The sequence below is a fragment of the Zunongwangia sp. L-65 genome, assembly GCF_056859415.1.
In genome coordinates, this window is record NZ_JBSXOK010000029.1 from 18,121 (window position 1) to 44,658 (window position 26,538).

Here is a 26,538-nt window from a genome sequence, read left to right on the forward strand (position 1 = left end):
TTATTTAAGAATTATAAGCCCATTTAAGATACGTAGCTCCCCAAGTGAAACCACCTCCAAATGAAGCAAATATTAGATTATCTCCTTTTTTAAATTTTTTCTCATAATCGCTAAGTAATAAAGGTAAGGTTGCGGAAGTTGTATTACCGTACCTTTCTATATTCATTAATACTTTTTCGTCTTCTACGCCCATTCTGTTGGCAGTGGCCCCAATAATTCTTTTATTCGCCTGGTGCGCAATTAACCAGTCTACATCTTGATTTGTTAGATGATTACGTTCCATAATCTGAGCGCTAACTCCAGACATATTAGATACAGCATATTTAAATACTGTTTTACCATCTTGCTTTACGTAATGTAATTTTTTAGCTATGGTTTCTTCAGAAGGAGGCAAAAGTGATCCTCCAGCTTCGATTCTTAAAGAATCCCTGCCAATAGAGTCACTACGCAAAATTTCATCCTGTAGGCCATAACCTTCTTCGTTTGGTTCCATTAATACTGCGCCGGCACCATCACCAAAAATTATACAGGTCGTACGATCTGTATAATCTATGATCGAAGACATTTTATCTGCCCCTATGACTAATACTTTTTTATATCTACCCGACTCTATATAAGCAGCACCGGTAGACATAGCATACAAAAAGCCTGAACAGGCCGCCTGCAGATCATAAGAAAAGGCATTTATTGCTCCTATTTCTGAAGCTACATGAACTCCTGTTGCTGCCACCGGCATATCCGGAGTTGCTGTAGCAAGAATGACCATGTCGATTTCCTTAGGATCTAAACCTGTTTTATTGATAAGATCTTTAGCTGCCTGAATCCCTAAATATGAAGTTCCTTTATTAGGGTCTTTTAAAATTCTTCTTTCCTTAATTCCAGTTCGGGTAGTAATCCATTCGTCATTGGTTTCTACCATTTCTTCCAACATCTTGTTGGTTAACACATCTTCTGGCACATAGCCACCTACAGCTGTTATGGCTGCTGTGATTTTATTCATAGAATTGAATTTATACACCTTGTTTGCAGCTCGTTAGTGTACAAACAATTTGAGAAATGTACTAAAATTTCTGTAAACAGTGGTGCAAATTAAGGTCTTTTTGGGACTTAATCAACTAAAAACAAAAAACTCCCACGTTGTGAGAGTTTCTGTATATTTCTTTGAAGCCCTAATCAAAATTAAGCTTCTACTTCCTCAGTGTTATCAATTAACACCTGACCACGGTAATATAATTTACCTTCATGCCAGTGAGCTCTGTGATATAAGTGCGCCTCACCAGTAGTAGGATCTATACCTATTTGTGGTGCAGTTGCTTTATAATGAGTTCTCCTTTTATCCCTTCTGGTTTTAGATATCTTTCTCTTTGGATGTGCCATGGCTTACTATTATTTAATCGTTTAGTAAATTTTTTAATTTATCCCATCGGGGATCTATATCGTCCCCATCTTTTTTTTCTTTATTACCTAAGCTTAATTCCTCCAGTTTATCCAGCACATCAGATTTTAAAGTCCCATCTTCAACCCCGGGATGAATCTTTTTTGCTGGTACCGCAAGAACAATAAGTTCGTAAATATATTGTTGTACGTTGATCTCAAACTCTCCATGCGGAATTATAAGTAAATCTTCGTTATCATCATTAAACTCCTCCCCAAATTTGATCACCAAAAACAACCTGCTTTCTATTGGCTGATCATAAGGCTCATTTGTGATATCACAATTTACATTTACCGTTCCGGAAGCTTTAAAAGTAAGCTCCATCATGGTCGTCTTTTTATCGAATAACAGCTCAATTTTTACATCGGCGCTGTTAAACTCATCGTACTCAAAATGCTCAAAGAACTCATTGTCAATCTCGTACTCAAACTGGTGTTTCCCAAGCTTTAACCCCACAAAAGGGATCGTATAGGCTTTCATTTTCCTCATTTCGTCCTCAGTTTTGAGTTTTCGCCCTTTTACAAAGGCGGCTGCAAAGATAAAAAATAAAATCAACTAAAAGCTTTTTATAAACAAATTTTTGTTTATATCTTTTTACTCTGCTTTTTTAGTGGGTTTTTCGTGAGTTTTTTATATTCTTTTCTGCATTTATAAATATCAATTGCCTTAAAAACAGCTTCTTTAAAGGAATGAATATTAGCAGAATTGGTACCTGCAATCTCAAATGCAGTACCATGATCGGGAGAAGTTCTCACCTTGCTTAATCCCGCTGTAAAATTAACTCCCTGGCCAAAGGACAATGTTTTAAATGGGATTAAACCCTGATCGTGATACGAGGCAATCACGGCATCAAAATTCTTATAATTCTTTGACCCGAAAAAACTATCCGCAGAAAATGGCCCAAAAACCAATTCCCCATTTTCACGAATTTCATTTAAAGTCGGTTTTAATATCTCCTCATCCTCTTTCCCTATTACACCATTATCACCACTATGAGGATTAATACCTAACACAGCGATTTTAGGTTTTTGGATCCTAAAATCCTGCCTAAGCGTATGCTGGATAATAGCAATCTTCTTTTTTATTAATTCTGGAGTAATCACATTGGCGATATCTTTTAAGGCCACATGATCCGTTAATAATCCCACTTTAAGGGTATCGGTAATCATAAACATAAGGCTTTCCCCCTGTAGTTCTTTTGCCAGATAATCGGTATGTCCTGGGAAATTAAATTTATCAGACTGGATGGTATGTTTATTAATAGGTGCTGTGACCAAAGCATCAATTTCATCTTTCTTTAAAGCTTCAGTAGCGGCTTCTAATGATTTAAAAGCATACTCACCAACTTTTGGATCCTCTTCTCCGAAATTAATGGTTACACTTTCTTTCCAAACATTTACAATATTTACCTTGCCGTCTATGGCATGTTCTGCACTGTCAATTCCCTGAAAATTAATTGCCAGTTTATATTTTTTCTTTAAAAAAGTGATAATTTTGGTTGAAGCAAAAATTACAGGAGTACAAAAGTCCAGCATTCTGGAATCATCAAAAGTCTTCAGTACAATTTCACTTCCAATTCCGTTCAAATCACCTATACTAATTCCTACTTTTATCTTTTTAGGATGTTTCATACTTCCTTCGAATATATATTTTACTTTTACATACAAATGTAACCAATATTATAGAATCCATGTTTACCGGTATTGTAGAAGAAGTAGGAAAAATCAGGAAATTAGTTAAAGAAAGTACTAATCTTCATATAGAGGTAGAAGCCAAAATGACACCTGAGTTAAAAATTGACCAGAGTGTTTCTCATAATGGGGTGTGCCTCACAGTAGTTTCTATTAAAGATCATCAGTATACCGTTACTGCAATTCAGGAAACTTTAAACAAAACCAACCTGAATGGTCTAGTAGAAGGTGATTCTGTGAATCTTGAACGAGGAATGAAACTTGGAGACCGACTTGACGGACACATAGTGCAGGGACATGTAGATCAAACTGCAAAGTGTACCGATGTTCAAGATATTGACGGTAGCTGGCAATTTACTTTTGACTACGATCCTTCCTTAAATAATATTACAATAGAAAAAGGTTCTATCACCATAAACGGAGTAAGTCTAACTGTTGTTAATTCCGGCAGAAATTCATTCTCGGTTGCAATCATCCCTTATACTTTTGAAAATACGACGTTTAAGCAAATTGAAAAAGGAAGTATTGTAAACCTTGAGTTTGATGTTATAGGAAAATATGTAAAAAGAATTACTGAACTATCTTAGTTCTTTTGAATTTTAAATAGCCCCCTACTAACACTCCTGCAATAACCAAAATATACAAATGATCATCCAAAGGAAGTCCAACTGGCGGACAAAGAGTACACGGTTCTGGAGGGGTATCCTGAGCAAAAACGGGATTGGCTTTAATGCTAAAAAGAAGTATGGTAAATATTAAAAATCTCTTTTTCATATAACTTTTCCTACAGCACAATTTAATTTTTTTTTAAAAAAATCTAAAACTTCTTTTCAATAAATTAACGTAAAACGCAAAGTAAAGGTTTTAATTTCTTTGCTAAATTATCTATAATCAATGATTCAACCAGATTTTTTCGTTGAAGATCAATAATTATCGCTTAAAACAAACTATTTCAGTTTCGCAAGCCTATGTAATGATGAAAACAAGAAATTATTACAGGTATTTGAAAAAAGAAACTTGTGTTACTACAAGATGAATCTATCTAAAGGAATGCTTTTCATTTAAAACAACAAACTTATCGCCGTCCCTTTGTGCTCTTCACTATGAATTTGGATTTTGCCTTTATGTAACATCATAATTTGCTTACATAAACTTAAGCCAATACCACTACCATTCTTTTTGGTAGTGAAGAAAGGTACAAATATGGTTTCCTGAATTTCTAGCGGAATACCATTCCCATTGTCTATTACTTTTATCACCGTATACCCATCTGTAGTAGATTTTGCAGTGACATAGATTTCCGGATTTTCAATATCCTGTATAGCATCCCGTGCATTCACAATCAAATTAATCAACACCTGTTCGATAAGATAACTATCAATTTTCACCTGCAATTGTGGATTAGAAAGATCAAAATTCAATGCAATATGCTTAGAAGCTAAAGAGGGCTTCATTAATCGTTCTATAGACGCAAAAAGATTTTCTACATATACATTACTACGATTAATATGGGTAACCTTATTAAGACTACGATAAGTTTTGGCGAATTTCATTAAACCCTCGCTTCGTTTTTTAATACTCCCTATCGCTTCGTTTAAATCTGAAATATCCAAAGCATTTTCTTCTGGATTTTTTAGGTTCTCCCTTACCTGATACTGCAACGTATCGGCCAATGAAGAAATGGGGGCGATAGAATTCATAATCTCATGCGTCATGACACTCAATAACTTTTTCCAGGCTTCAGATTCATTTTGATTAAGGGTTTCATCGATATTCTGTAGTAAAATGATCTTAAAGGAATGTTCGTTTTCATAAAAAACCGTTTCAGAAACCAAAACTTTTAGCTTTTCGCCATTTACTTTAATACTTATGGAACTACCGGTAAGATGACTCATTTCAAAAATGGTCTCAAATAATTGCGGTTTTCTGCTTTTTAAAAACTTAATATTTTTGAAAGAAGGAATACTCAGCGTGCGCTTTATCGCTTCATTCGCCCAAAGTACTTCGCCGGTTTTTTGATGATAAGAAATAATCCCGACATCAACCATCTCTAATATTTTTTGTAGGTAGAGATATTGCGCCTCCTTATTGGAGTTGATCTCCCGAATCTTATCATTAATCAGGTTAAAGCCTTCATGAAGTCGAGCTAAATCTTCGGGGGCACCTTTGCTTACAAATCGTCTTGAAAAATCGTTGTATTTAACCGATTCAAAAAAATCGTCCATCGCCACAAAACGACGGGTTATAAATTTATACAGCTTATAAAAAATCACTAACGAAAGTATTACCCCTCCAATAAGCAATACCATTTGATGCCTGCTAACCCCAAAAGCGATAGCTGCTAAACCCAGCGTTAAAAGCACCAATCGCAATAAAAGACCTAAAGTGTATTTTTTATAAGTCATATTTATTAAGTCTGCGATACAAAGCGGCCCTGGTAATTCCTAACTCTTTAGCCGATTTGGAAATGTTCCCTTTATTCTTGTCGATCACCTTCAAAATAGTTTGTTTTTCAACAGATTCGAGGTTGGTCTCCTGAATTCCGTTTGAAGTTGTTATCGATTTTTCTAATCCTGAAAACACTAAATCTTTCGCAGCCAGGGTATCACTATCAGCCATTATCACGGCTCTTTCTAAAACATACTGAAGCTCCCGAACATTTCCGGGAAAAGAATGCGATTTTAACTTACTAAAAAAGTCCTTATCAAAAGAAAATGGACCTTTAAAATATTTCTCGGCATACATATCGGTAAAATATCTGCTAAGTAATGTGATATCGGTACCTCGATTTCGAAGTGGTGGCACCATAAGATCTACTGTATTAATACGGTAAATTAAATCTTTCCGAAACGTATTTTCATCAGCAAGATCACTCAGCTCTAAATTTGTAGCGCAGATTAACCGTATATCAATAGGAATAGTCTCATTGGATCCAAGCGGAGTTATCATTCGGTTTTGTAACACGGTAAGCAATCTTGCCTGTTGGCGCAAACTAATATTTCCTATTTCATCCAAAAAAAGTGTCCCACCATTAGCGGCTTCAAAACGTCCTTTACGATCCTCCCGCGCATCGGTAAAGGCGCCTTTTTTATATCCAAAAAGTTCACTTTCAAACAAACTCTCCGTCAGCGCACCAACATCTACTTTTACAAACGGCTTATTTTTCCGAAGGGATTGATCGTGGATTGCTCTCGCAACTAAGTCTTTACCCGTACCATTTTCTCCTAAAATCAATATATTGGCATCTGTAGGAGCTACTTTTCTAAGCTTTTCGAACACTGACTGCATTTCTTCGCTTTCACCAATAATTTTATTTCCGGCAGCAGTAGGTCTCGATAATTGAGGTTTTACCGACTTTTTTTCTACCAATGATTTTAAGGCTTCGATCATTTTTTGGTTTTTCCATGGCTTTACCAAAAAATCTGAAGCTCCTTTTTTTAACGAACGTATAGCCAGATCGATATCGGCATAAGCGGTAATTAAAATCACATCTACTCTTTTATCGATCTGCTTAATCTTATTTAGCCAAAAAATTCCTTCATTACCAGTATTTACCACTCCGTTAAAATTCATATCCAGGATGATTACATCAAATTTTTCCTGCTCTAAAAGCGCGGTGATGTTGTTCGGGTTCTTTTCGGTAACAACATTGCTCACCAAAGATTTCAGCATAATCCGCAACGCCGTTAACACATCAGGATCATCGTCTATAACCAGTATGTTCGCATTCTTCAATTGCATACCTACAATATTACGACTTTCTCTTTCCTATAAATAAAAATGACTTCAGAAATTTAATAGGATTCGAATCTGTTTTGTTATCGTACAGATAGTGTATTAAAACCGAACACTCTCTTTTTTTAAAAAATAATTAAAACACTGTAAATCAACAATATATATTTTTGGCATCATTTTACCCTATTCTTAAGAGAATGTGAAATTTCCCAATAATAAAAACCACACAAATAATAACTAATATCAATAGACAACATCAATCAAAATGGATATACCTATAAAAAAGAAACGATTTACCCCTCAAAAAATAGCCATGATAACAGGCGTGACACTTTTAGTAGGACTTATCGTTTTTGTATTACTCTCATCAAGTGGTAGCACCCGACTTAATGTTGAAAAAGAACGCATTAGTATTAACACTGTTAAAAAAGGCATCTTTCAGGAAAATATTCCGGTTAACGGCGTAGTGATGCCTATTACCACTATTTATTTGGATGCCTTAGAAGGTGGTCGCGTAGAGGAAAAATTTGTGGAGGACGGTGCAATGATGAAAAAAGGAGAACCTATTCTTCGATTATCAAACACCGACTTAGAATTAAGTCTGGTAAATCAGGAAACACAGGTTTACAATCTCCTTACTCAAATGCAACGCACACAAAATGCATCTCGGGAGAATACGATTGGCAAGCTTAACCAACTTACCGAAGTAAAAAGCAGCCTAAGAGAAGCCGAGAGAAGATATAAACTGAATAAAAAACTTTTTGAAAAAGGAGCGGTTGCTGAACAGGAATATTTAGAAACTCGTAATAATTACAACTATCAAAAAGACCGTTTAGCATTAACTGAAAGGGTGTTACAGCAAGATTCAATTTCTTCTAAACAAGAAAATGTACAGGCAAGAGAATCATATGAAAAGACAAGAAAAGCCTTAGAATTAATGCGCAAAAAAGTAGAAGACCTTATCGTAAGAGCTCCGGTAGATGGCCAGCTGACTTCTTTAGACGCTGAAATAGGTCAGTCTAAATCGAAGGGCGAACGCCTGGGACAAATCGATGTGATTAGCGGATACAAAGTTCGTGTAGATGTAGATGAACATTATATTTCCCGAATTTACGCCGGGCAACAGGGAAGCTTTAATTTCGACGGAAAAAACTATACGCTGGAAATCAAAAAAGTCTATACGCAGGTAGCCAACGGAAGATTCCAGGTAGATATGACCTTTTTAGAAGAGGCTCCAGAGAAAATAAGAAGAGGACAAACCTTGCAAATTAGAGTAGCCTTAAGCCAGGAAAAAGAAGCTGTTCTTATTCCTAAAGGAGGATTTTTTCAGGAAACCGGGGGGAACTGGATCTTTAAGGTAAGTGAAGATGGTAGTATTGCTTATAAAACCGATATCCAATTGGGTAGTCAAAACACAGAATATTACGAAGTACTTTCAGGTTTAGAACCAGGTGATCAGGTAATAACTTCAAGCTACAGCAATTATGAAGATATTCAGGAACTGGTGCTAAAAGACTAAATTCTCTAATTTTAAAACATAATTATTCAGGACTAATACATTCATCATGATAAAAATAACAGATCTCGAAAAGTTTTACCGTACAGACGAAGTACAGACCATTGCTATTAATAAGCTTTCTTTTGAGGTAAAACAAGGAGAATTCGTCTCGGTTATGGGGCCATCCGGTTGCGGAAAATCAACATTGCTTAATATTTTAGGGCTTTTAGACGATCCTGATGGTGGTAGCTATATTTTTAATGGGATCGAAGTCGCCGGATTTAACGAGCGCAAAAGAGCTAATCTTAGAAAACACAATATAGGTTTTGTTTTCCAAAGCTTTAACCTGATTGATGAGCTTAGCGTTTTCGAAAATGTAGAACTTCCATTAATTTATACGGGCGTAAAACCTGCGGAGCGTAAAGAACGGGTGCACGAAGTTTTAGAGAAAATGCAAATTATGCACCGCCGTAAGCATTTCCCACAACAACTATCGGGTGGACAGCAACAACGTGTTGCCGTTGCCCGTGCCGTTGTAAATAACCCCAAGCTGATTCTTGCCGATGAGCCTACCGGAAATCTGGATAGCACTAACGGTAACGAGGTTATGGATTTACTTACCGAGCTTAACGCTGCCGGAACCACCATCATCATGGTTACCCACAGCGAACACGACGCAAAGTACAGTCATCGAATCATCAGAATGTTAGACGGCCAAAAAGTAACTGAAAACATCCTGGCTGAATATCAAAATTAGACGTTTTACGGGGTCATTCATCAATCCGATACTAATCGGGATCAAAATCATCTAATCTCTTATCATCAAAAGAGAATATTTTAAGCTGGGATCAACATTTTTGAAATATTCTAAGGGTATACATCAATCGTTATTCAAAACAAAAATTATGTTTAAAATTCATCTAAAATCGGCCTGGAGAAACCTTTGGAAATCCAAGTTTTATAATGGACTAAGTTTGCTGGGCTTATCATTGGGGCTTTGTGTGGCCATCTTTATCGCCGTATGGATTAAAGCCGAATTAAGTTATAACAAAATTGGTGATTCATCACATATTTATAGAGTTTCCAGTATCTTAAGCAGTGGCGAAAATTCGCAAACATGGGGCATATCTGTAGGACCTATAGCCTACTATGCCAAAAAAGAAGTGCCAGAAGTCGAAGATGCCGTTAGAATTCGGGATTTTTATGGCTATCGCATTTTTAGTAGTTCTTCTAATAAGTTTGAAGCCAAAGCTGGTGCTCTTACAGATCCCGAATTCTTTTCTTTTTTTGATCTAAAATTTATTGAAGGAAATTCATCCGCTCCTTTTTCAGGAAATAATTCGGTTATCATTACAAAAAAAGCCGCCCTAAAATATTTTGGAACTACAGAAGCTATGGGCAAAATCATCGCTGCCGATTATAAAGATAATTTTACCGTAACCGGAATCATTGAAAATATCCCAAAAAATTCAAGTTTAGATTACGAGCTGTTTTTTCCTTTATCGATTTTTTCTGAACAGTACGATGGCAACAGGTATTGGGAGTCGATGGATAGTGATTGGGGAAATTTCAACTTTCTCACGTTTCTTAAACTCAAAGAAAATGCTTCTCCAGAAAAAGTAGTTCAGAAACTAACCAAAATTCAGAAAGCAAAAGACAGGAATGCAATCCAGTCTGAAACCAAAGATGCCTACTATTTGCAACCTATCCAGCAAATGAACCTTTATAGTTACGGCGGAGAACCAACCCAGATTAAGACAGTACGTATCTTTGGGATCGTTCTGATACTTATACTGTGTATTGCCTGTATTAATTATGTCAATCTAAATACGGCCAGATCGATCCAAAGAGCCAAAGAAGTGAGTCTACGAAAACTCATTGGAGCCGAGAGGAAGCAACTTTTTACACAATTTATTATTGAATCGTGTATTTTCTTTTTATTAGCGATTGTGTTAGCAATGGGGTTAATCTATTTATTAGCCCCTTATTTTAACTCGATTGCAGGAAAAGATATTGATTTCAATTTTCTTGAGCCCGAATTATGGGGAATGATCGGGATGGTGTTTGTTTCCACCTTAGTCGCCTCTTCCATTTACCCGGCAGTCTTATTATCTTCATTTAAACCGCTGGAAGCTATTAAAGGAAATGTGATCACTGGTGTTGGCGCAGGAACATTTAGAAAGGTATTGGTTTGCCTTCAGTTTTCATTCTCCGTAATTCTAATCATCAGCACCATTATTATCGGGAAGCAATTGGATTTTATCACCAGTAAAAACCCTGGTTACGATCGCTCACAAGTGTTTCATTTTGCCATGCCTCAGGAAATGCGCTCCCATAAAGAAGCTATTATAAATCAGGTTAAGAATTTACCCAATATTGCTTCGGTTTCCTTTAGCAACAGTAACATCGTAAATAATGGAATGACTACCGGAGATACCAATTGGGATGGCAAAGATCCACAAAGCGATTTTATTGTTAATCCCATTGGTATTGATGAAGATTTTATCCCTATGATGAAAATGCAGCTTTTAGAAGGTGAAAATTTTAAAGGTCGCACAGAAGATTCTTTACATTTTATACTGAATGAAACTGCCGTTAAGCAAGCCGGGATAAAAGATCCTGTCGGTAAAAGCTTTGAACTTTGGGAAACCAAAGGCATCATTGCTGGAGTGGTAAAAGATTTCAATTTTACTTCGATGAAAAATGAAATTGAACCTGCGGTGATGTATTATGACCCTGACCCTTATCGTATGTACATAAAAACCAAAGATGGTGATATTTCTGGAAGCATGGCGGCTATTGAAGAAATCTGGAATACCTATAACCCTGATTTTCCTTTTAATTACTCCTTTTTAGATAAGCAATACGAAACCATGTATCGCAATGATATTAGAACAGGTAAGCTTTTTAAAATATTTTCAATTTTAGCCATTTTTGTTTCTTGTTTAGGGCTTTTTGGACTAAGCACGTATACCGCTCAATTAAAAAAACGTGAAATAGGCATTCGAAAAGTTTTAGGAGCATCGGTGGAGCAAATTACCTCGTTACTCTCCAAAGACTTTTTAAAACTTATAAGCCTTTCATGCATTATCGCTATTCCAATTGGCTGGTATTTAATGCAATTCTGGCTACAAAACTTTGCTTATAAAACATCGCTAGATTGGTGGATTTTTGCCGGTGCCGGGATGCTAACCTTATTCATTGCACTACTAACAATTAGCTCCCAAGCCATTAAAGCGGCACTGGCAAACCCTGTAAAAAACATCAAAACTGAATAGTTATGCTAAAAAACTATATCAAAATCGCCTGGCGGAATATCTGGAAAAATAAGATTTTTTCAGCAATTAATATTGGTGGACTCGCTGTAGGTATGGCAAGTGCAATTCTCATATTGATTTGGATTGAAAATGAATTAAGTTATGATCGCTTTCATGAAAATGGTAAAAATATTTATAAACTTTATAATCGAGATACCTTTGATGGTGAAAACTGGGCTTGGGGTAACACACCTAAAATTCTGGGAAAAACAATAAAGGAAGATTATCCTGAAGTATCCCATGTAGCCAGAGTTGATACTAATGAGGATCTTTGGCTAAAAGTAGGTAATAAAAAGTTTAAAACTACAGGAATTATAACCGATGTAGATTTTTTACAAATGTTTTCATTTCCGTTATATGACGGTGATGAATCTTCCATATTAAAAGATCCTTCAGGAATTGTTATTACTCAGAAATTAGCAAAGAAATTATTTGATGATAATGATGCCATGGGAGAAACCATTCAGGTAGAGCAATCTCATATATATAAAGTAACTGGTATTTTGGAAGATTTACCAAACAACACTCGTTTTAACTTCGATTTTATCTTACCGTGGAATTATATGAAAGTTAACGGTTGGGACGATAGTTACTGGGGAAATAATTCTGTACAAACTTTTGTGCAATTAAAACCGCACGTCTCACAAGTTGATTTTGACAAGCATATAAAAGAAATCACTATAAATCATACCAAAGAGAGTGCCCATCCATCCAGTACCCAAGTGTTTAGCTGGCCGCTAGAAAAGTTATGGCTTTATTCAAAAAGTGAAAATGGAAAATTAGTGGCAGGTAAAATAATTACCGTTAGATTGTTTAGTGTTATTGCCATTTTTATCCTACTTATTGCCTGCATCAATTTTATGAATTTAAGTACCGCTCGTAGTGAAAAAAGAGCCAAAGAAGTAGGGATCCGTAAAGTTGTAGGAGCACAAAAAAGAAATCTTATTTTGCAGTTTACGGGAGAAAGTATTTTAATTACTTTTTTTGCAGGTATTTTAGCTTTACTTCTTGTATTTAGTTTTCTTAATCCCTTTAATCAATTAGTAAATAAGTCACTACATATTGATTATACCAATTTCAAATTTTGGCTACTAATTATCGGGTTCATTTTATTTACAGGACTCTTAGCAGGCTGTTATCCTGCATTTTACCTGTCTTCCTTTCAGCCTGCTAAAGTTTTAAAAGGAAAAATTAGTAGCATAAAAGATATCATCACGCCACGTAAAATACTTGTTGTTTCTCAATTTACTTTTGCTATTCTGCTTATAACATGTACTATCATTATCAACCGCCAAATTAACTATGCGCAACAACGAGATACAGGTTATGTAAAGGAAAATTTAATTTATACCATTTTAGATGATAATATTAGGAGCAATTACCTATCGATTAAAAATGAGTTACTACAAAGTAATGCTGTAGTCGCAGTAACCAAAACCCTTAGTCCAATTACAGAGCAATATAGTGATAGTTGGGGGTTTAGTTGGAACGGAAGCACCGAAGCCGATCATGATACAGGCTTTACTATTATGAGCGCCGATACCGATTTTACAAAATCGACAGGAACCAAAATTATTGCTGGCAGAGATATCGATATTAATACTTATCCTTCAGACAGTACGGCTATTTTATTAAATGAAACGGCTGTTGAAAAAATGAGATTGAAAAACCCAATAGGAGCTATTGTTAGTGATAGCAACACAAAATGGAAAGTTGTTGGGGTTATACAGGATTTTATAATTCAATCTCCTTACGAGCCTATCCAACCCATGATGATCTGTGGGCCTTCTCGTTGGTTTGGGGTGATGCATATGAAATTGAATCCTAAAAACAGTATAAGTGAAAACCTTGCGATCGCTGAAAAAATATTTAAAAAATTTAATCAAGATTATCCTTTTGAATATCATTTTGTCGATGAAAAATATGCTAATAAATTTGAATCCGAAAAACGTACCGCCTCTTTATCAGCTCTTTTTGCAGGCCTAACCATATTTATATCCTGTCTTGGGTTATTTGGTTTAGCAACCTATATGGTACATAGTAGAATCCAGGAAATTGGAATACGAAAAGTATTAGGTGCCAATGTCGCCCAGCTTGTAACTCTTTTATCTTCTAATTTTTTACAATTGGTACTTATTTCATTTTTTATTGCCTCTCCAATCGCATGGTACGCAATGAACAGATGGCTAAACAACTACACCTATAATATAGGGGTAGAGTGGTGGGTTTTTGCTCTTGTAGGAATAGTAATCATCTTTATCACTTTACTAACCGTAAGCTCCCAAGCCATTAAAGCGGCACTGGCAAACCCTGTAAAAAACATCAAAACTGAATAGTCATGCTAAAAAACTATATCAAAATCGCCTGGCGGAATATCTGGAAAAACAAGCTTTTTTCAGTAATTAATATCATTAGTCTTGCGATAGGGTTCAGCGCCTCGTTTGTGATAGGCTTGATGGTTTATTATGATTTTACCTTTGATAAATTCCATAAGGATGGGGAGCGTACGTATCGCATCACCACACAATTTATAAGTCCTGACGGCACCGATCATTTTAGTGGTGTAAATGCCATGCTGGCCGATGCTTTAAAACAAAATGTGAGTGGTCTGGAAGACGTGAGCTTTTTTTACACCTATGAGCCTTTAAAAGTGGAGGCACAAAGTGGAGAAAGGCTGTTCAAAAAGCCTAGGCATGTGATTTTTGCCGATAGTGGTTATTTTAACGTGATTAATTACAACTGGCTTGCTGGCGATAAATCAGGGAGTCTGCATGAACCTAACGCAGTGGTACTTACCCAGGAACGGGCCAAAAACTATTTCCCAAACACACCCGTAGAAAGCCTCATTGGCAAAACACTCATCTATAACGACTCTATACCTGCTAAAATAACTGGTGTTGTTGCCAATTTTGAGCAACGCAGTGATTTTGTTTTTCAGGAATTTATCTCCCTTCCTACGGCATTACAGTCAGATATCAAATCAACGGTGACCAATACCAACTGGGGCAGTTACAATTCCAGTGCACAAGTTGTGTTTAAGAGCCTTCCGGGAGTTGCAATTGCAACGATTCAAAAGCAGTTGGACGAAATGAGTAAGTCGCATACTGATCAAGAAGATCTTGATGCCGGGAAATGGACGCGTTTTTACCCACAACCTTTAGATGAGCTTCATTTTGATACCCGCTACAGCACGTTTGACTATGGCGTTCCCCAGGCGAGTAAAAAGGTCTTGTCCAATTTAGCGATGGTAGCGCTGTTTCTCTTGCTTTTGGGATGTATTAACTTCATTAATTTAATGACGGCACGGGCTACACAACGAGCCCGTGAAATAGGTATTCGTAAGACTTTAGGAAGTTCAAAAAAACAACTGGTTTTTCAATTTCTAGGCGAGACCTTCCTCCTTACGCTATTAGCGGCATTGGTATCTGTGATTTTAGCTTTTTGGTTGTTGCGTGTTTTTTCAGCATTTATTCCACCTGGATTAAATTTTGAGCTTTTTGCAAACCCGTGGATCATTGCTGCCATGTTTGTGTTGATACTCGTGGTTACGCTGTTGTCTGGTATGTACCCGGCTTTTGTGCTCTCTGGTTTTAAACCGGTTTCCGTGTTGAAAAATCAGTTTGCTTCCCAGACATCTAATGGGGGTTTTAGAAAAGGCCTTACCGTTTTTCAGTTTGTAGTTGCTCAGGTTTTCATCATAGGGACACTTCTCGTGGGCAAGCAGATCAATTACCTGATGCATAAGGATATCGGGATCGCCGTAAACGATATTGCCTGCATTCCGCTTCCCTGGAACGATCCCGCTTTAAGCAAAAAGGAGCTTTTAAAAAACCGGCTGGCCACTATTGCCGAACTTTCCACGATTAGTTTGGCAGGACCTCCACCTGCATCTTTTTATATCAATTCAACAGTTGTGGATTTTATTAAGGATGGCGAAACTATTGAAGTCATACAGGAACAGCGTTTTGGGGATGCGTCCTATTTTGATCTGTATGGGTTAGAACTGCTGGCGGGTCGAAAACCCCTTAATGATACCATTAAAGAATATGTGATCAACGAGACCATGCTACACAAGTTGGGCTTTAAAGAACCTGCAGAAGCAATAGGGCAACGCTTGATGCAGGGAGAGAATGGCTATCCTATTGTGGGCGTCATGCGTGATTTTAACCACAAACCTTTAACCTCCCAGATACAGCCGGTAGTCTTTGTAGGGGACATCAGTCGAAACTGGTTTTCCCAATTTAGGATGATTCATTTTAAAATTCAACCTAAAACATCAGATCTGTCTGCTACCATTGCCAAAGTACAAGACATGTATAAATCGGTTTATCCTGATTCTGATTTTGAAATTCAGTTTATGGACGAGACCATAGCTAATTTTTATAAGTCGCAACAGCGCACCCAGAAACTCCTAAACTGGGCTACAGGCCTGGCTATTTTGATTAGCGTGTTAGGTCTGCTTGCCCTTGTGATTTATAATACAGAGCGGCGCATAAAAGAGATAGGGATTCGTAAAATACTGGGTGCCTCGTTACTTCAACTACAGGTCTTGTTGTGTAGGGACTTCTTAAAGCTTGTAGCCCTGGCTTTTGTTATTGCTACACCTATTGCTTATTGGAGGACCTCCGTTTGGTTAGAAGACTTTGCCTATAAAACCACTTTAAGTTGGTGGGTTTTTGCCTTAAGCGGACTGGGAATGATCGCTTTAGCCCTTGTGATTATTAGTTTTAAAACGATTAGGACTGCAATTCAAAACCCTGTAAACTCTTTAAGAAACGAATAGTCATGATCAGAAATCATATCAAAATCGCCTGGAGGAACCTGCTTAAAAACAGCACCTATTCTCTAATCAATATTATTGGCTTAACCATTGGTTTAGCTGCCTGTCTTGCCGTGACCACCGTAGTGATCGATGAATCTTCTTATGACCGATTTTGGACAAAAAAGGACCAGATTTTTAGAGTAAATACTATTAATACCCGAGACGGAGAACTTTTAGAAAAAGGAGATTATGCACTATCGGGAACTAATATGGCGCTAAAAGATTTCCCGGAAGTGGAAGCTATTACCACCGTCCAGCAATTTGATATCTATTTTAATTTTAGAAATATTCAGGGTGAAGGCACAAAAACCAAAGTGATCCAAACCACTCCTTCATTTCTGGAGATGTTTGATGTTGAAATCATTTCAGGAAGTCCAAAGAATTTAGTTGAAAGAACTCCAACTATTGTAATTTCAGAATCATTAGTAAAAAGATATTTTAATGGTAGAAATCCGGTTGGAGAAACGATCAAAGATCTTCCTTCTTACAGCAATGAGCCTAACGAGTATCTTATCACGGGGATTTTCAAGGATATTCCTGAAAATACACATCTTAAAGGGCAAGTGATTTATCTGTATAAACCCAGAACAGAGGTGCTTAGTAAGCAGCAGTTTGGATTTTTTCAAAGCTATTATCTAAGCCTAAAAAAGGATATGGATAAAACAAAGTTTGAGACAAAATATAATAATTGGTATTCAAATTATACCGAAGCTGAACATCCAGATAAATTTGAGTTACAGCCTTTACAGGATATTTATTTAAAATCTGATTTTGGTCTTCACCAGACCTATAAAGGAAGTGCCCAGAAACTTTATATTTTGGGTGCGATAGCGATTTTATTGTTGGTTATCGCCTGCATCAATTATATCAATCTAACTACAGCCAGAGCTTCTCACAAAATGCAGGAAACTGGTGTTAGGAAGATTTTAGGAGCAGATCGTTTTCAACTTATCTCACAATATTTAGCAGAATCTGGATTGTTTTTTCTTATTTCTGGTATTCTTGCTTTTGTGATCTATCAGCTAAGTTTACCCGGTATCGTAAATTATATCGATCATCCTTTGGCGCTCACTTTCAGCAATTCTGCATTATTATTTTTATGTTCCATTTCATCGATTTTCGCCTTAAGCATCCTTACGGGCTTATATCCTGCGCTATTGATCTCAAGAATAAATCCTTTGGCTTCATTGCGCAAGAAATTTAGATCTAGCGGCACGGGCCAAACTCAGTTTGTAAGAAAAGGACTTGTGATCTTTCAATTTTCAATTTCACTGGTTGTACTCATCGCCATGATCGTGGTAAACCAACAAGTAACACTTTTAAAATCTAAAGATATTGGGTTCGATGCTTCCAATCTTTTAAGCATTAAGTATAATACCTGGCAGAATAAAGGTGAGAGTTTTAAAAACGAATTACTTAAAAGCCCATTTGTAGAAAAAGCGAGCATTTCTTCCTGGCTACCCTCTTATGCAGGCGGAAGTATGAATCGAAGAGTTGAAAGTCCGGATAATTCTCGTGATGAAGTGGAGATCTGGTATATGTTTGCAGATACCGATCTAGCTGAAACTTTAGGCCTGGAAATTGAAAAAGGAAGATTTTTGAGCAATGATTTTGGCGGTGATGCCCTGCCACAAAGTTTTTATAATGAAATGGATTCGGTCAAAAAAGCTGAGCTTAAAAAAAGACCATCTCTTATTACCGCTCAGGCTGCAAAACTTTTAAAAATTAATCAATTAAATGTCGCTAATAAAGCTTTGGAAGCAACGCCTGTTGGTATTGTGAGCAATTTTAATAATGAAAATCTTAGAACCAGCGCAAAACCAATCGTGATTCAGGCTGATAAAAATCCAGATCGCGGAAGCCTACTCATGCGTATAAAACCTGGATCTGAGGAAAAAGTTATAGCTAAAATCAACCAATTATGGCAAGAATTTTATCCTTACAAGCTTCTGGAAATCGATAATGTTTCAGACCTATTGCAAAAACAATACGAAGCCGAAACCAAACTTTTACAGTTTTTCAGCTTCTTTAGTGCGCTTAGTTTATTTCTGGCGGCCCTGGGTGTTTTTGGTTTGATCGTTCAGGTGACAGAGCAGCGCGTAAAAGAAATAGGGATTCGTAAAGTACTTGGCGCATCGGTACAATCTATCGTGATGCTATTCTCTAAAGACTTTTTAAAAACCATTGCTGTAGCCATTATTATAGCAATTCCAATTGGATGGTATGCAATGCAGGAATGGCTTCAGGATTATGCACATCGCATAGAAATAAAATGGTGGGTTTTTGGCCTTGCAGCTTTAGTAGTAATAGGTATCGCTATGTTAACTGTGGGAATCCAATCTGCAAAAAAAGCATTCATCAATCCCGCAAAAAGCTTAAAAACGGAATAATTCATCACCCCATAATCATCGGGACAAACCTCATCAGTTATGTTTAGAAACTATTTAAAAATCGCCATTAGAAACCTTTGGAAAAATAAGGGGTATAGCGCACTAAATATATTTGGACTGGCAATAGGTATTGCCAGTTGTTTATTGATAACTCTTTACGTTTGGGACGAACTTAGCTATGATCGTTATTATGATAATGCCGAGAATATCGCCAGGGTTGTGTTGCGGGGTAATGTAAACGGGGAAGAGCTTAACGAAGCTATGGTGGCAGCTCCTGTAGCCAAAACCTTTAAGGAAGACTTTCCACAAGTGAAGAATGCTACGCGCTTGAGTACGGTGTACAATCCGCAAATTCTGTATAACAATACGACTTTTGAAAATCTACGGGCGGCTTATGTAGATCCTAACTTCTTTGAAGTCTTCAGCTTCAAGTTTATAAAAGGTAACGCCAAAACAGCACTTAAAAACCCCAATAGCGTAATGCTCACTTCTTCTGAAGCTAAAAAGTATTTTGGTACTGAAAACCCAATAGGAAAACGTATAAAATTTCAGGATATAGAACAAGATCTTGAAGTAACAGCAGTGCTCACAAATACCCCGCATAATACCCACTTGCAGTTTGATGTGTTCATCCCGATGCAGAATAAAAAAAGTAGTACTTCAAACTCCTGGGTGAATTCCGGTTTTGCGACCTACTTAGCCCTAAAGCCCGGTACGGACCTTGCGCAGTTAGAAGCCCAGGTCCCTTCTTGGATGAAGAAGTATATAAGCGACCAGGTACAGCAAGCCATAGGTATATCATACGAGGAGTTTCAAAAGAACAATAAGTTGGGGTTGTTTTTACAACCGCTTACGGATATTCATCTGTACTCAGATTTTGCACCGAATACCGAGCTTTCCCCTTCCGGAGATATCAAATACATGTATATTTTTAGTGCTATAGCACTATTTATGTTGCTTATCGCCTGCATAAATTTTATGAATCTGGCTACTGCAACCGCTACAAAACGCAGTCGGGAAGTAGGAATTAGAAAAGTACTGGGATCTGATAAAAAACAATTGGTAACACAGTTTTTAACCGAATCTTTACTCACAACTTCTTTTGCAACCTTTCTGGCAGCAGGTATTATAGCGCTTCTTTTACCAACATTTAATGACCTGGCGGGTAAAGAACTACAGTTTTTTAGCTTTTTAAATGTTCCAACTGTTCTTTTATTGTTGGCTTTTGTGATTGCTATTAGTTTGCTGGCAGGAGCCTATCCCGCATTTGTACTTTCTTCCTTTAAACCCTTAATGGCCCTTAAAAGTAAGTTTGCAAGTAGCGGAAGAAAAAACAGCTTAAGAAGTGGAATGGTGGTTTTTCAGTTTGTGATTTCGGCCGGGCTAATTCTGGCAACCCTTGTTGTCTACAAGCAAATGCAGTTCATTCAGCATAAAAAATTAGGCTATAATAAAGATCAGGTAATCGTGTTGAGAGATGCTTATAAAATGGGTTCAGAAAAGGTGAATTCCTATAAGGATGAACTGCTTAGAAATCCGGGTATAGCCAGTGTAAGCAGGTCTGCTTTTGTTCCTGCGGGAGAAACAGACAATCACGTGCAAGGTATTTTTAAGAATAATGAGTATCTGAGGAAATTCTTTTTTTACGATGTAGATGAGCAATACTTACCTACGTTGGGATTAGAGCTCATTAAGGGGCGGAACTTTTCTGCGGAATTAAAAAATGAATCTAATAAAGCGATTATTAATGAAGAAGCCGCTAAAATTTTAGACTTAGGAGATAACCCTGTCGGAAAAACATTTAAAAGAGCCGCAGATCCGGAAAATGAAGAATTTACGGTGATTGGTGTTATAAAAAATTTCCATTTTAAATCCTTACATAACGAGATCGATCCTTTGGTACTGGCATACAATCCCTATGGCGGATTAATTATAAAAACCAAAAATGCTGAGGTAAGTAAGATTCTCGATTTTGCTGAAGAAAAATGGTCAAAATTCAACCCGCAACAAGCCTTTACCTATTCTTTTTTAGACGAGTCTTTTGAAGAGACGTATCGCAATGAAAAAAGGATGGGCATCATCTTAAGCGCTTTTACGATGCTCACCATTTTTGTCGCGTGTTTAGGTTTATTCGGGCTAATCACATTCGCAACAGAACAACGCTTTAAAGAAATCGGGATTCGTAAAGTGCTAGGAGCCAATGTCGGTGAAATAGTGGGAATGCTTGCCGCAGATTTTATCAAATTGATCTTTGTTGCTTTTTTAATTGCTTTTCCTTTGGGTTATTATGCTATGCAAAAATGGTTGCAGGATTTTGCCTATCGTATTAATTTAAGTGTTTGGCAGTTTATACTGGCTGCTATCATCACACTAGCTATTGCTCTAATTACCATCAGCTTTAAAAGTATCAAAGCTGCATTACAAAACCCGGTAAAATCCCTAAGAACTGAATAAATCATCTCCCGATAACTATCGGGACAAAATAATTAATCATGTTTAAAAACTATATCAAAATCGCCTGGCGAAACCTCATCAAAGATAAAACCTTTACGGGCCTAAACATTTTTGGCTTATCCATCGCCTTTGCTGCTGCCATACTACTTAGTATCGCTTCAGTTTACGAACTTTCTTTTGATAATTTTCATGAGAATAAGGATCGTTTATTTATCTCTTATTTTATTTCACAAAACCCAGAGGGCGCAAAAGCTAATATAACGCAGCCGCTCGCCATGGCACCTACACTTAAAGAAGAAGTTCCTGGGATTAAATATACTAGCCGATACCGTGAAGCTTATAATCTGGTAAAAAAGGGAGAGAAAGAATTGCTATTAGATGTGGCTTTTTTGGACAACGATTATTTTAAGATGTTTTCTTTTCCCATTCGCTACGGAACAAAAAATAATCTGCTCGAACATCAAAACTCGGTGGTAGTCACTGCTGAAAGTGCTAAGAAAATCTTTGGAGAAATAAGTGTTATCGGCAAGACATTAGATATTCAGATGGGCGGTCAATTAAAACCATTTGTAGTTAGTGCTGTACTAAAAGACCTGCCTAAAAACACTAATGATAAGTTTAATATTGCTGTTTCTATCGAAAACATGCCGGATTATCAGGAAAATTTAAGCGAATGGGGAAATAGAAATCATCATGTATACGTACAATTAGAAAATGGTGTTGCCGTAACCAATTTTGAAAAAAATGCTCAAAAATTCACTAACCTTCACTTTAAAGGAGATATCGAAGATGCACAACGTGATGGTGCACAACCTAATGCGGAAGGAAATTTTAAAAAACTAAAGTTAATGCCGATTACCGATTGGCATTTTGTAAAAATTAAAAATCATCTTTTTGAAGTTTCCAGAAATTACCCTTACCTGATCTTTGGAATAGGAATGCTTATTATTCTAATTGCCAGCGTAAATTTCATTAATATGAGCATTGCCCGAAGCACAAAACGACTAAAAGAAATTGGCATGCGTAAAACACTAGGCGCTGCAAAAGCTCAGCTATTTATTCAATTTTGGGCAGAAAGCGTGTTTATTTTTCTTACTTCAGCAATTATTGGTTTACTGATAAGTCTTTTGGTCGCCGATCCTTTTCAGTCTTTATTTAGAGTTCCAGCTGAGTTCAGTAGTATCATAAATCCATCGATGATTCTGGGCTTTTTACTTATTCTGGCGATAATCACTTTAATCGCCGGTGGGTATCCTGCATTATTACTTTCAAAATTAAAAACTATTCAGTCACTAAAAGGAAAACTGGATATGAGTGGTAAAAATAGATTGCGAAACGTGCTGATGGTCTTTCAGTTTAGTATTGCCATTCTTTTGGTTACAGGAACTTTGGTGTTGTGGCAGCAATTACATTATATGCAGAATAAAAATTTAGGTTTCAATAAAGAACAAGTGATCGCATTTCCGCTTAACGGTAAAAAATCGGCCAGAGAATCTTTAAAATTACTACGGAATGAACTTCAGGACAATCCAAATATCCTAAACATTAGTGGTGCCGATAATATTTTGGGAATCGATGCTACGGGTTCCCGTTTTGAAAGTCAGATGGGATTTGAATATCAGGGTAGAAATATTAATACTAATGTACTAGCTGTAGATTATGATTATATAAAAACCTTAGACCTGAAACTGAAAGAAGGACGTGATTTTAACCGAAATTTTGCCACAGATAGTCTTAGCCTGATTATTAACGAATCAATGGCAAAACTGCTTCAGGAAGAAGAGCCTTTAAATAAAATGATCCCAATTGATGACCACAGGAATTATAAAATTATCGGGGTACTTAGAGATTATAACTTTCAGGATTTAAATAGAGAAATCGCTCCACTTACCATCTCTGTAGATCCAAACTGGGATCTTTATTATGCTTATATAAAAGTAGCTCCAAATACCGCTTCACAAACTTATGATGTGATAAAAGATGCCTGGGCTAATATTGAACCTAATGCCGAATTTGCTGCTTCTTTTCTTGATGAAAATATCGATCGCACCTTTAGAAATGAAAAACGATTAACTCGCATGATTACAAGCGGATCGATAATCGCTATTATTTTAAGTTGTATTGGGCTTTTTGCCATGTCCATCTTAGTAGTAACCCAACGTACGAAAGAAATTGGTGTTCGAAAAATTGTTGGCGCAGGAGTCACCAATATCACCTTGTTATTAACCAAAGATTTTTTAATCCTGGTGGGAATTGCTTTTGTGATCGCCACACCAATTGCCTGGTATTTTACCAACGAATGGCTACAAAATTATGTATTTAGAATTGAATTAAGCCTATGGTTTTTTATCGCGGCAGGTGTATTATCACTTTTAATTGCTGTTGCCACCATAAGTTTTAGAACTGTAAAAGCCGCGTTACAAAATCCGGTAAAATCATTACGAACAGAGTAAGTGAAGTTAAACTTTTAGATAAAAAATAAAAACATGTTATTAGAATTAGACCACATTTACAAATGGGTAACTACCGGCGGAAGAAGAACATTTCTGCTAAACGATTTAAGTCTTAAAGTTGAAGAAGGGGAATTCATTTCAATTATGGGGCCGTCAGGTTCCGGTAAATCTACCTTACTAAATGTTATCGGTATGTTAGATGGTTTTCAGGAAGGTGAATATAAATTTCTGGAAGAAACCATTCATAATATGAAGGAAAAACATCGCTCTAAATTATACAAAGAATACATTGGCTTTGTATTCCAGCAATATCATCTTATCGACGAGCTTACCGTCTACGAAAACATCGAGACGCCGCTTTTATACAAAAGTGTAAAATCGAATGAACGTAAAGCACTGGTTGGTGATATGCTGGATCGCTTTAATATTGTAGGAAAAAAAGACCTTTTCCCAAATCAACTTAGCGGTGGCCAACAACAATTGGTAGGAATTGCGAGAGCATTAATTTCTAAACCCAAATTAATCCTTGCCGATGAGCCTACCGGAAACCTCAACTCCAAACAAAGCGACGAAATTATGCAGCTTTTCAAACAATTAAACGAAGAAGATGGGGTGACCATCATCCAGGCCACACACTCAGAAAGTAATGCAGCTTATGCCTCTAAAATCATCAATCTTTTAGACGGTAGTATCGCGAAATCTTAATATATGGACTTAAAATCATCAATCATCATACTCATCATTATTTGCCCATTTTTATGTAGATCGCAACAAGATTCGGTCGTACTCAATCTGGAGCACTGTATCACTTTAGCTTTAAAAAATAATCCTGATCTAAAATCCCGAAAATTAAATTCAGAATCGGCCACTGTGAATTTTAAACAAAGTCGCAATGAATTTTTACCCAGTTTAAACGGAAGCATATCTGGCGGAATTACGAACGGGCGAAGTATCGACCCCTATTCTAATGATGTGATCGAACAACAACTGAATTACTCGAACGCCGGACTAAATCTTAACGCTATCGTTTTTGACGGATTTAGATTGCTAAACCAGTTAAAAAGGGATAAGCTGAATATTAAAGCTGCTGAAGCTGAAGTGCAGGAAGCACGTCAAAATCTTATTTTAGATGTCACCATGGCTTATCTGGGTATTTTAAACGCTGAAGATTTATTAGAACTTGCAGAAATCAGGCGCTTAAATACCCAAAGACAGCTGGATAGATTACAGAAATTAAATGAAGAAGGAAATGCAAATCCGGCAGAATTCAACAATATCAAAGGTCAATATTCGGCTGACGAAAACAGTGTTATTGATGCTGAAAACAATCTGAAACAATCGGTTTCTCAGCTAGCACTTTTACTAAATATTGATTACAAAGTTTTCCCGGAAGCTTATCATTCGCTTGAAGTTTATGAAAAGTACAATTTAAGTGCTGATCATGTTTTTAAAGAAGCGGTGAAAAACCTGGCTACCTTTAAAGCCCGGGAACTCCGAATTAAAGCTGCAGAAAAACAGGTGAAAATTGCCCGTTCCAATTACTATCCACAAGTTGGATTATTTGCGCAATTAAACACGAATTATTCCAGCACAGCACGTACCTTTACAGAAAATGGAAGTGAAATCGTTGAAACCGGAGGTTATATTCAGTATAATGGGCAATCGTTACCAGTACTGGCGAGCCAGATTCAGTATGCAACGGCCGATATTTCATTTTTAGATCAGTTTTCTAATAACCTCAATTCAGGTGTAGGGGTTTCTATAAGCATTCCTATCTTCAATGGATTCCGAGCTAAAAACAATGTCGAATTGCAAAAAATCAATCTAAAACAATCCGAAATTGAACTCGAAAGTACCAAAAATCAGTTTAGACAACGTATCATCCAGGTTCACGCTGATATGGAAACAGCTTACCAAAAATGGCAAAATTTAGAAGAACAGGTGGATGCCTATCAGGAAAGTTTTAGGGTTAATGAGATTCGATATAACGCTGGTGCTTCTACCATTGTAGAGTATATCGTAAGTAAAAACAGTTTAGACCAATCCAGAATTAACCTGGCTAATGCTAAATTTCAATATTTACTCCGAGTAAAAGTAATGGAATATTACCGCGGAAATATGGAAACTGGATCGTAGCTTTTAGTGAGCAATATTTATAAGGTAATGTCATTACGACTGAAGCAGAATTCTCAAACTCAACATTCAAAAAGAGATCTCTCCGCTTCGGTCGAGATGACAAAACTCTCTATCATTTCGAGCGTATCGTAGTGAAGTCGAGAATTCTCAAACTAAACAATTCAAAAAAGATCTCTCCGCTTCGGTCGAGATGACAAAACTCTCTGTCATTTCGAGCGTAACGAAATGAACTCGAGAATTCTCAAACTCAACATTCCAAAAGAGATCTCTCCACTACGGTTGAGATGACAAAACTCTCTGTCATTTCGAGCGTAACGAAGTGAAGCCGAGAAATCCCAAACTAAATAAAAATTCCAAAAAAGATCTCTCCACTTCGGTCGAGATGACAAAAACTCTCTGTCATTTCGAGCGTAACGAAATGAAGTCGAGAATTCTCAAACTAAACATTCAAAAAGAGATCCCTCCACTTCGGTCGAGATGACAAAACTCTCTGTCATTTCGAGCGTAACGAAATGAAGTCGAGAATTCTCAAACTAAATAAAAATTCCAAAAGAGATCCCTCCGCTTCGGTCGAGATGACAAAACTCTCTGTCATTTCGAGCGTAAC

General features: G+C 36.8%; 17 protein-coding genes. 11 read left to right on the plus strand and 6 right to left on the minus strand.

Annotated features, from left to right (window positions below):
• Nucleotides 1-4: 4 nt before the first annotated feature.
• The 4 genes from AC13DP_RS02245 to pdxA all read right to left on the minus strand — a co-directional run bounded on the left by AC13DP_RS02245 (nt 5) and on the right by pdxA (nt 3,066).
• Entirely contained in the window at nt 5-1,000 is a 996-nt protein-coding gene (locus tag AC13DP_RS02245; protein ID WP_013073982.1) for a beta-ketoacyl-ACP synthase III, read from the minus strand.
• Nucleotides 1,001-1,179: 179 nt separating this feature from the next.
• Complete coding sequence (gene rpmF, locus AC13DP_RS02250) at nt 1,180-1,377, minus strand: 50S ribosomal protein L32 (RefSeq protein WP_013073983.1); 198 nt, start codon at nt 1,375-1,377, stop codon at nt 1,180-1,182.
• 13 nt (nt 1,378-1,390) lie between these two features.
• Entirely contained in the window at nt 1,391-1,924 is a 534-nt protein-coding gene (locus tag AC13DP_RS02255; protein ID WP_347407767.1) for a YceD family protein, read from the minus strand.
• A 95-nt stretch (nt 1,925-2,019) separates the two neighbouring features.
• Nucleotides 2,020-3,066 (minus strand): 4-hydroxythreonine-4-phosphate dehydrogenase PdxA, encoded by a 1,047-nt coding sequence (gene pdxA, locus AC13DP_RS02260; protein WP_347407766.1) that lies wholly within the window; start codon nt 3,064-3,066, stop codon nt 2,020-2,022.
• A gap of 59 nt (nt 3,067-3,125) precedes the next feature.
• On the opposite strand from pdxA, the gene AC13DP_RS02265 reads away from it, so the two are divergent.
• Nucleotides 3,126-3,713 (plus strand): riboflavin synthase, encoded by a 588-nt coding sequence (locus AC13DP_RS02265; protein WP_347407765.1) that lies wholly within the window; start codon nt 3,126-3,128, stop codon nt 3,711-3,713.
• A 474-nt stretch (nt 3,714-4,187) separates the two neighbouring features.
• On the opposite strand, the gene AC13DP_RS02270 is transcribed toward AC13DP_RS02265, so the two are convergent.
• On the minus strand, nt 4,188-5,531 hold the full coding sequence (locus AC13DP_RS02270; RefSeq protein WP_347407763.1) for a sensor histidine kinase: 1,344 nt from the start codon (nt 5,529-5,531) through the stop codon (nt 4,188-4,190).
• Nucleotides 5,521-6,867: a sigma-54-dependent transcriptional regulator gene (locus AC13DP_RS02275; RefSeq protein ID WP_347407762.1), complete on the minus strand. Its 1,347-nt coding sequence runs from the start codon at nt 6,865-6,867 to the stop codon at nt 5,521-5,523. The genes AC13DP_RS02270 and AC13DP_RS02275 overlap by 11 nt, the downstream gene beginning before the upstream one ends.
• Nucleotides 6,868-7,126: 259 nt before the next feature.
• Between AC13DP_RS02275 and AC13DP_RS02280 the strand changes: the two genes are divergently transcribed.
• The 10 genes from AC13DP_RS02280 (at nt 7,127) to AC13DP_RS02325 (ending at nt 25,931) form a co-directional block, all read left to right on the plus strand.
• Entirely contained in the window at nt 7,127-8,380 is a 1,254-nt protein-coding gene (locus AC13DP_RS02280; protein ID WP_013073990.1) for an efflux RND transporter periplasmic adaptor subunit, read from the plus strand.
• Nucleotides 8,381-8,426: 46 nt separating this feature from the next.
• Nucleotides 8,427-9,116, plus strand: coding sequence for an ABC transporter ATP-binding protein (locus AC13DP_RS02285; RefSeq protein WP_483067228.1), 690 nt, complete (start codon nt 8,427-8,429; stop codon nt 9,114-9,116).
• A 148-nt stretch (nt 9,117-9,264) separates the two neighbouring features.
• A complete protein-coding gene (locus tag AC13DP_RS02290) occupies nt 9,265-11,637 on the plus strand; it encodes an ABC transporter permease (protein ID WP_483067229.1) in 2,373 nt (790 codons plus the stop codon).
• A 2-nt stretch (nt 11,638-11,639) separates the two neighbouring features.
• Nucleotides 11,640-14,012: an ABC transporter permease gene (locus tag AC13DP_RS02295; protein ID WP_347407759.1), complete on the plus strand. Its 2,373-nt coding sequence runs from the start codon at nt 11,640-11,642 to the stop codon at nt 14,010-14,012.
• A gap of 2 nt (nt 14,013-14,014) precedes the next feature.
• Nucleotides 14,015-16,459, plus strand: coding sequence for an ABC transporter permease (locus AC13DP_RS02300; protein ID WP_347407758.1), 2,445 nt, complete (start codon nt 14,015-14,017; stop codon nt 16,457-16,459).
• Between the two features lie 2 nt (nt 16,460-16,461).
• On the plus strand, nt 16,462-18,888 hold the full coding sequence (locus tag AC13DP_RS02305) for an ABC transporter permease (protein ID WP_483067230.1): 2,427 nt from the start codon (nt 16,462-16,464) through the stop codon (nt 18,886-18,888).
• Nucleotides 18,889-18,927: 39 nt separating this feature from the next.
• On the plus strand, nt 18,928-21,342 hold the full coding sequence (locus AC13DP_RS02310) for an ABC transporter permease (protein ID WP_483067231.1): 2,415 nt from the start codon (nt 18,928-18,930) through the stop codon (nt 21,340-21,342).
• Between the two features lie 38 nt (nt 21,343-21,380).
• Entirely contained in the window at nt 21,381-23,795 is a 2,415-nt protein-coding gene (locus AC13DP_RS02315) for an ABC transporter permease (protein WP_483067232.1), read from the plus strand.
• Between the two features lie 33 nt (nt 23,796-23,828).
• Complete coding sequence (locus tag AC13DP_RS02320; protein ID WP_347407753.1) at nt 23,829-24,500, plus strand: ABC transporter ATP-binding protein; 672 nt, start codon at nt 23,829-23,831, stop codon at nt 24,498-24,500.
• 3 nt (nt 24,501-24,503) lie between these two features.
• The gene (locus AC13DP_RS02325; RefSeq protein ID WP_228249075.1) at nt 24,504-25,931 is read left to right on the plus strand and encodes a TolC family protein; all 1,428 of its coding nucleotides are present in this window, start codon (nt 24,504-24,506) and stop codon (nt 25,929-25,931) included.
• Nucleotides 25,932-26,538 lie beyond the last annotated feature (607 nt).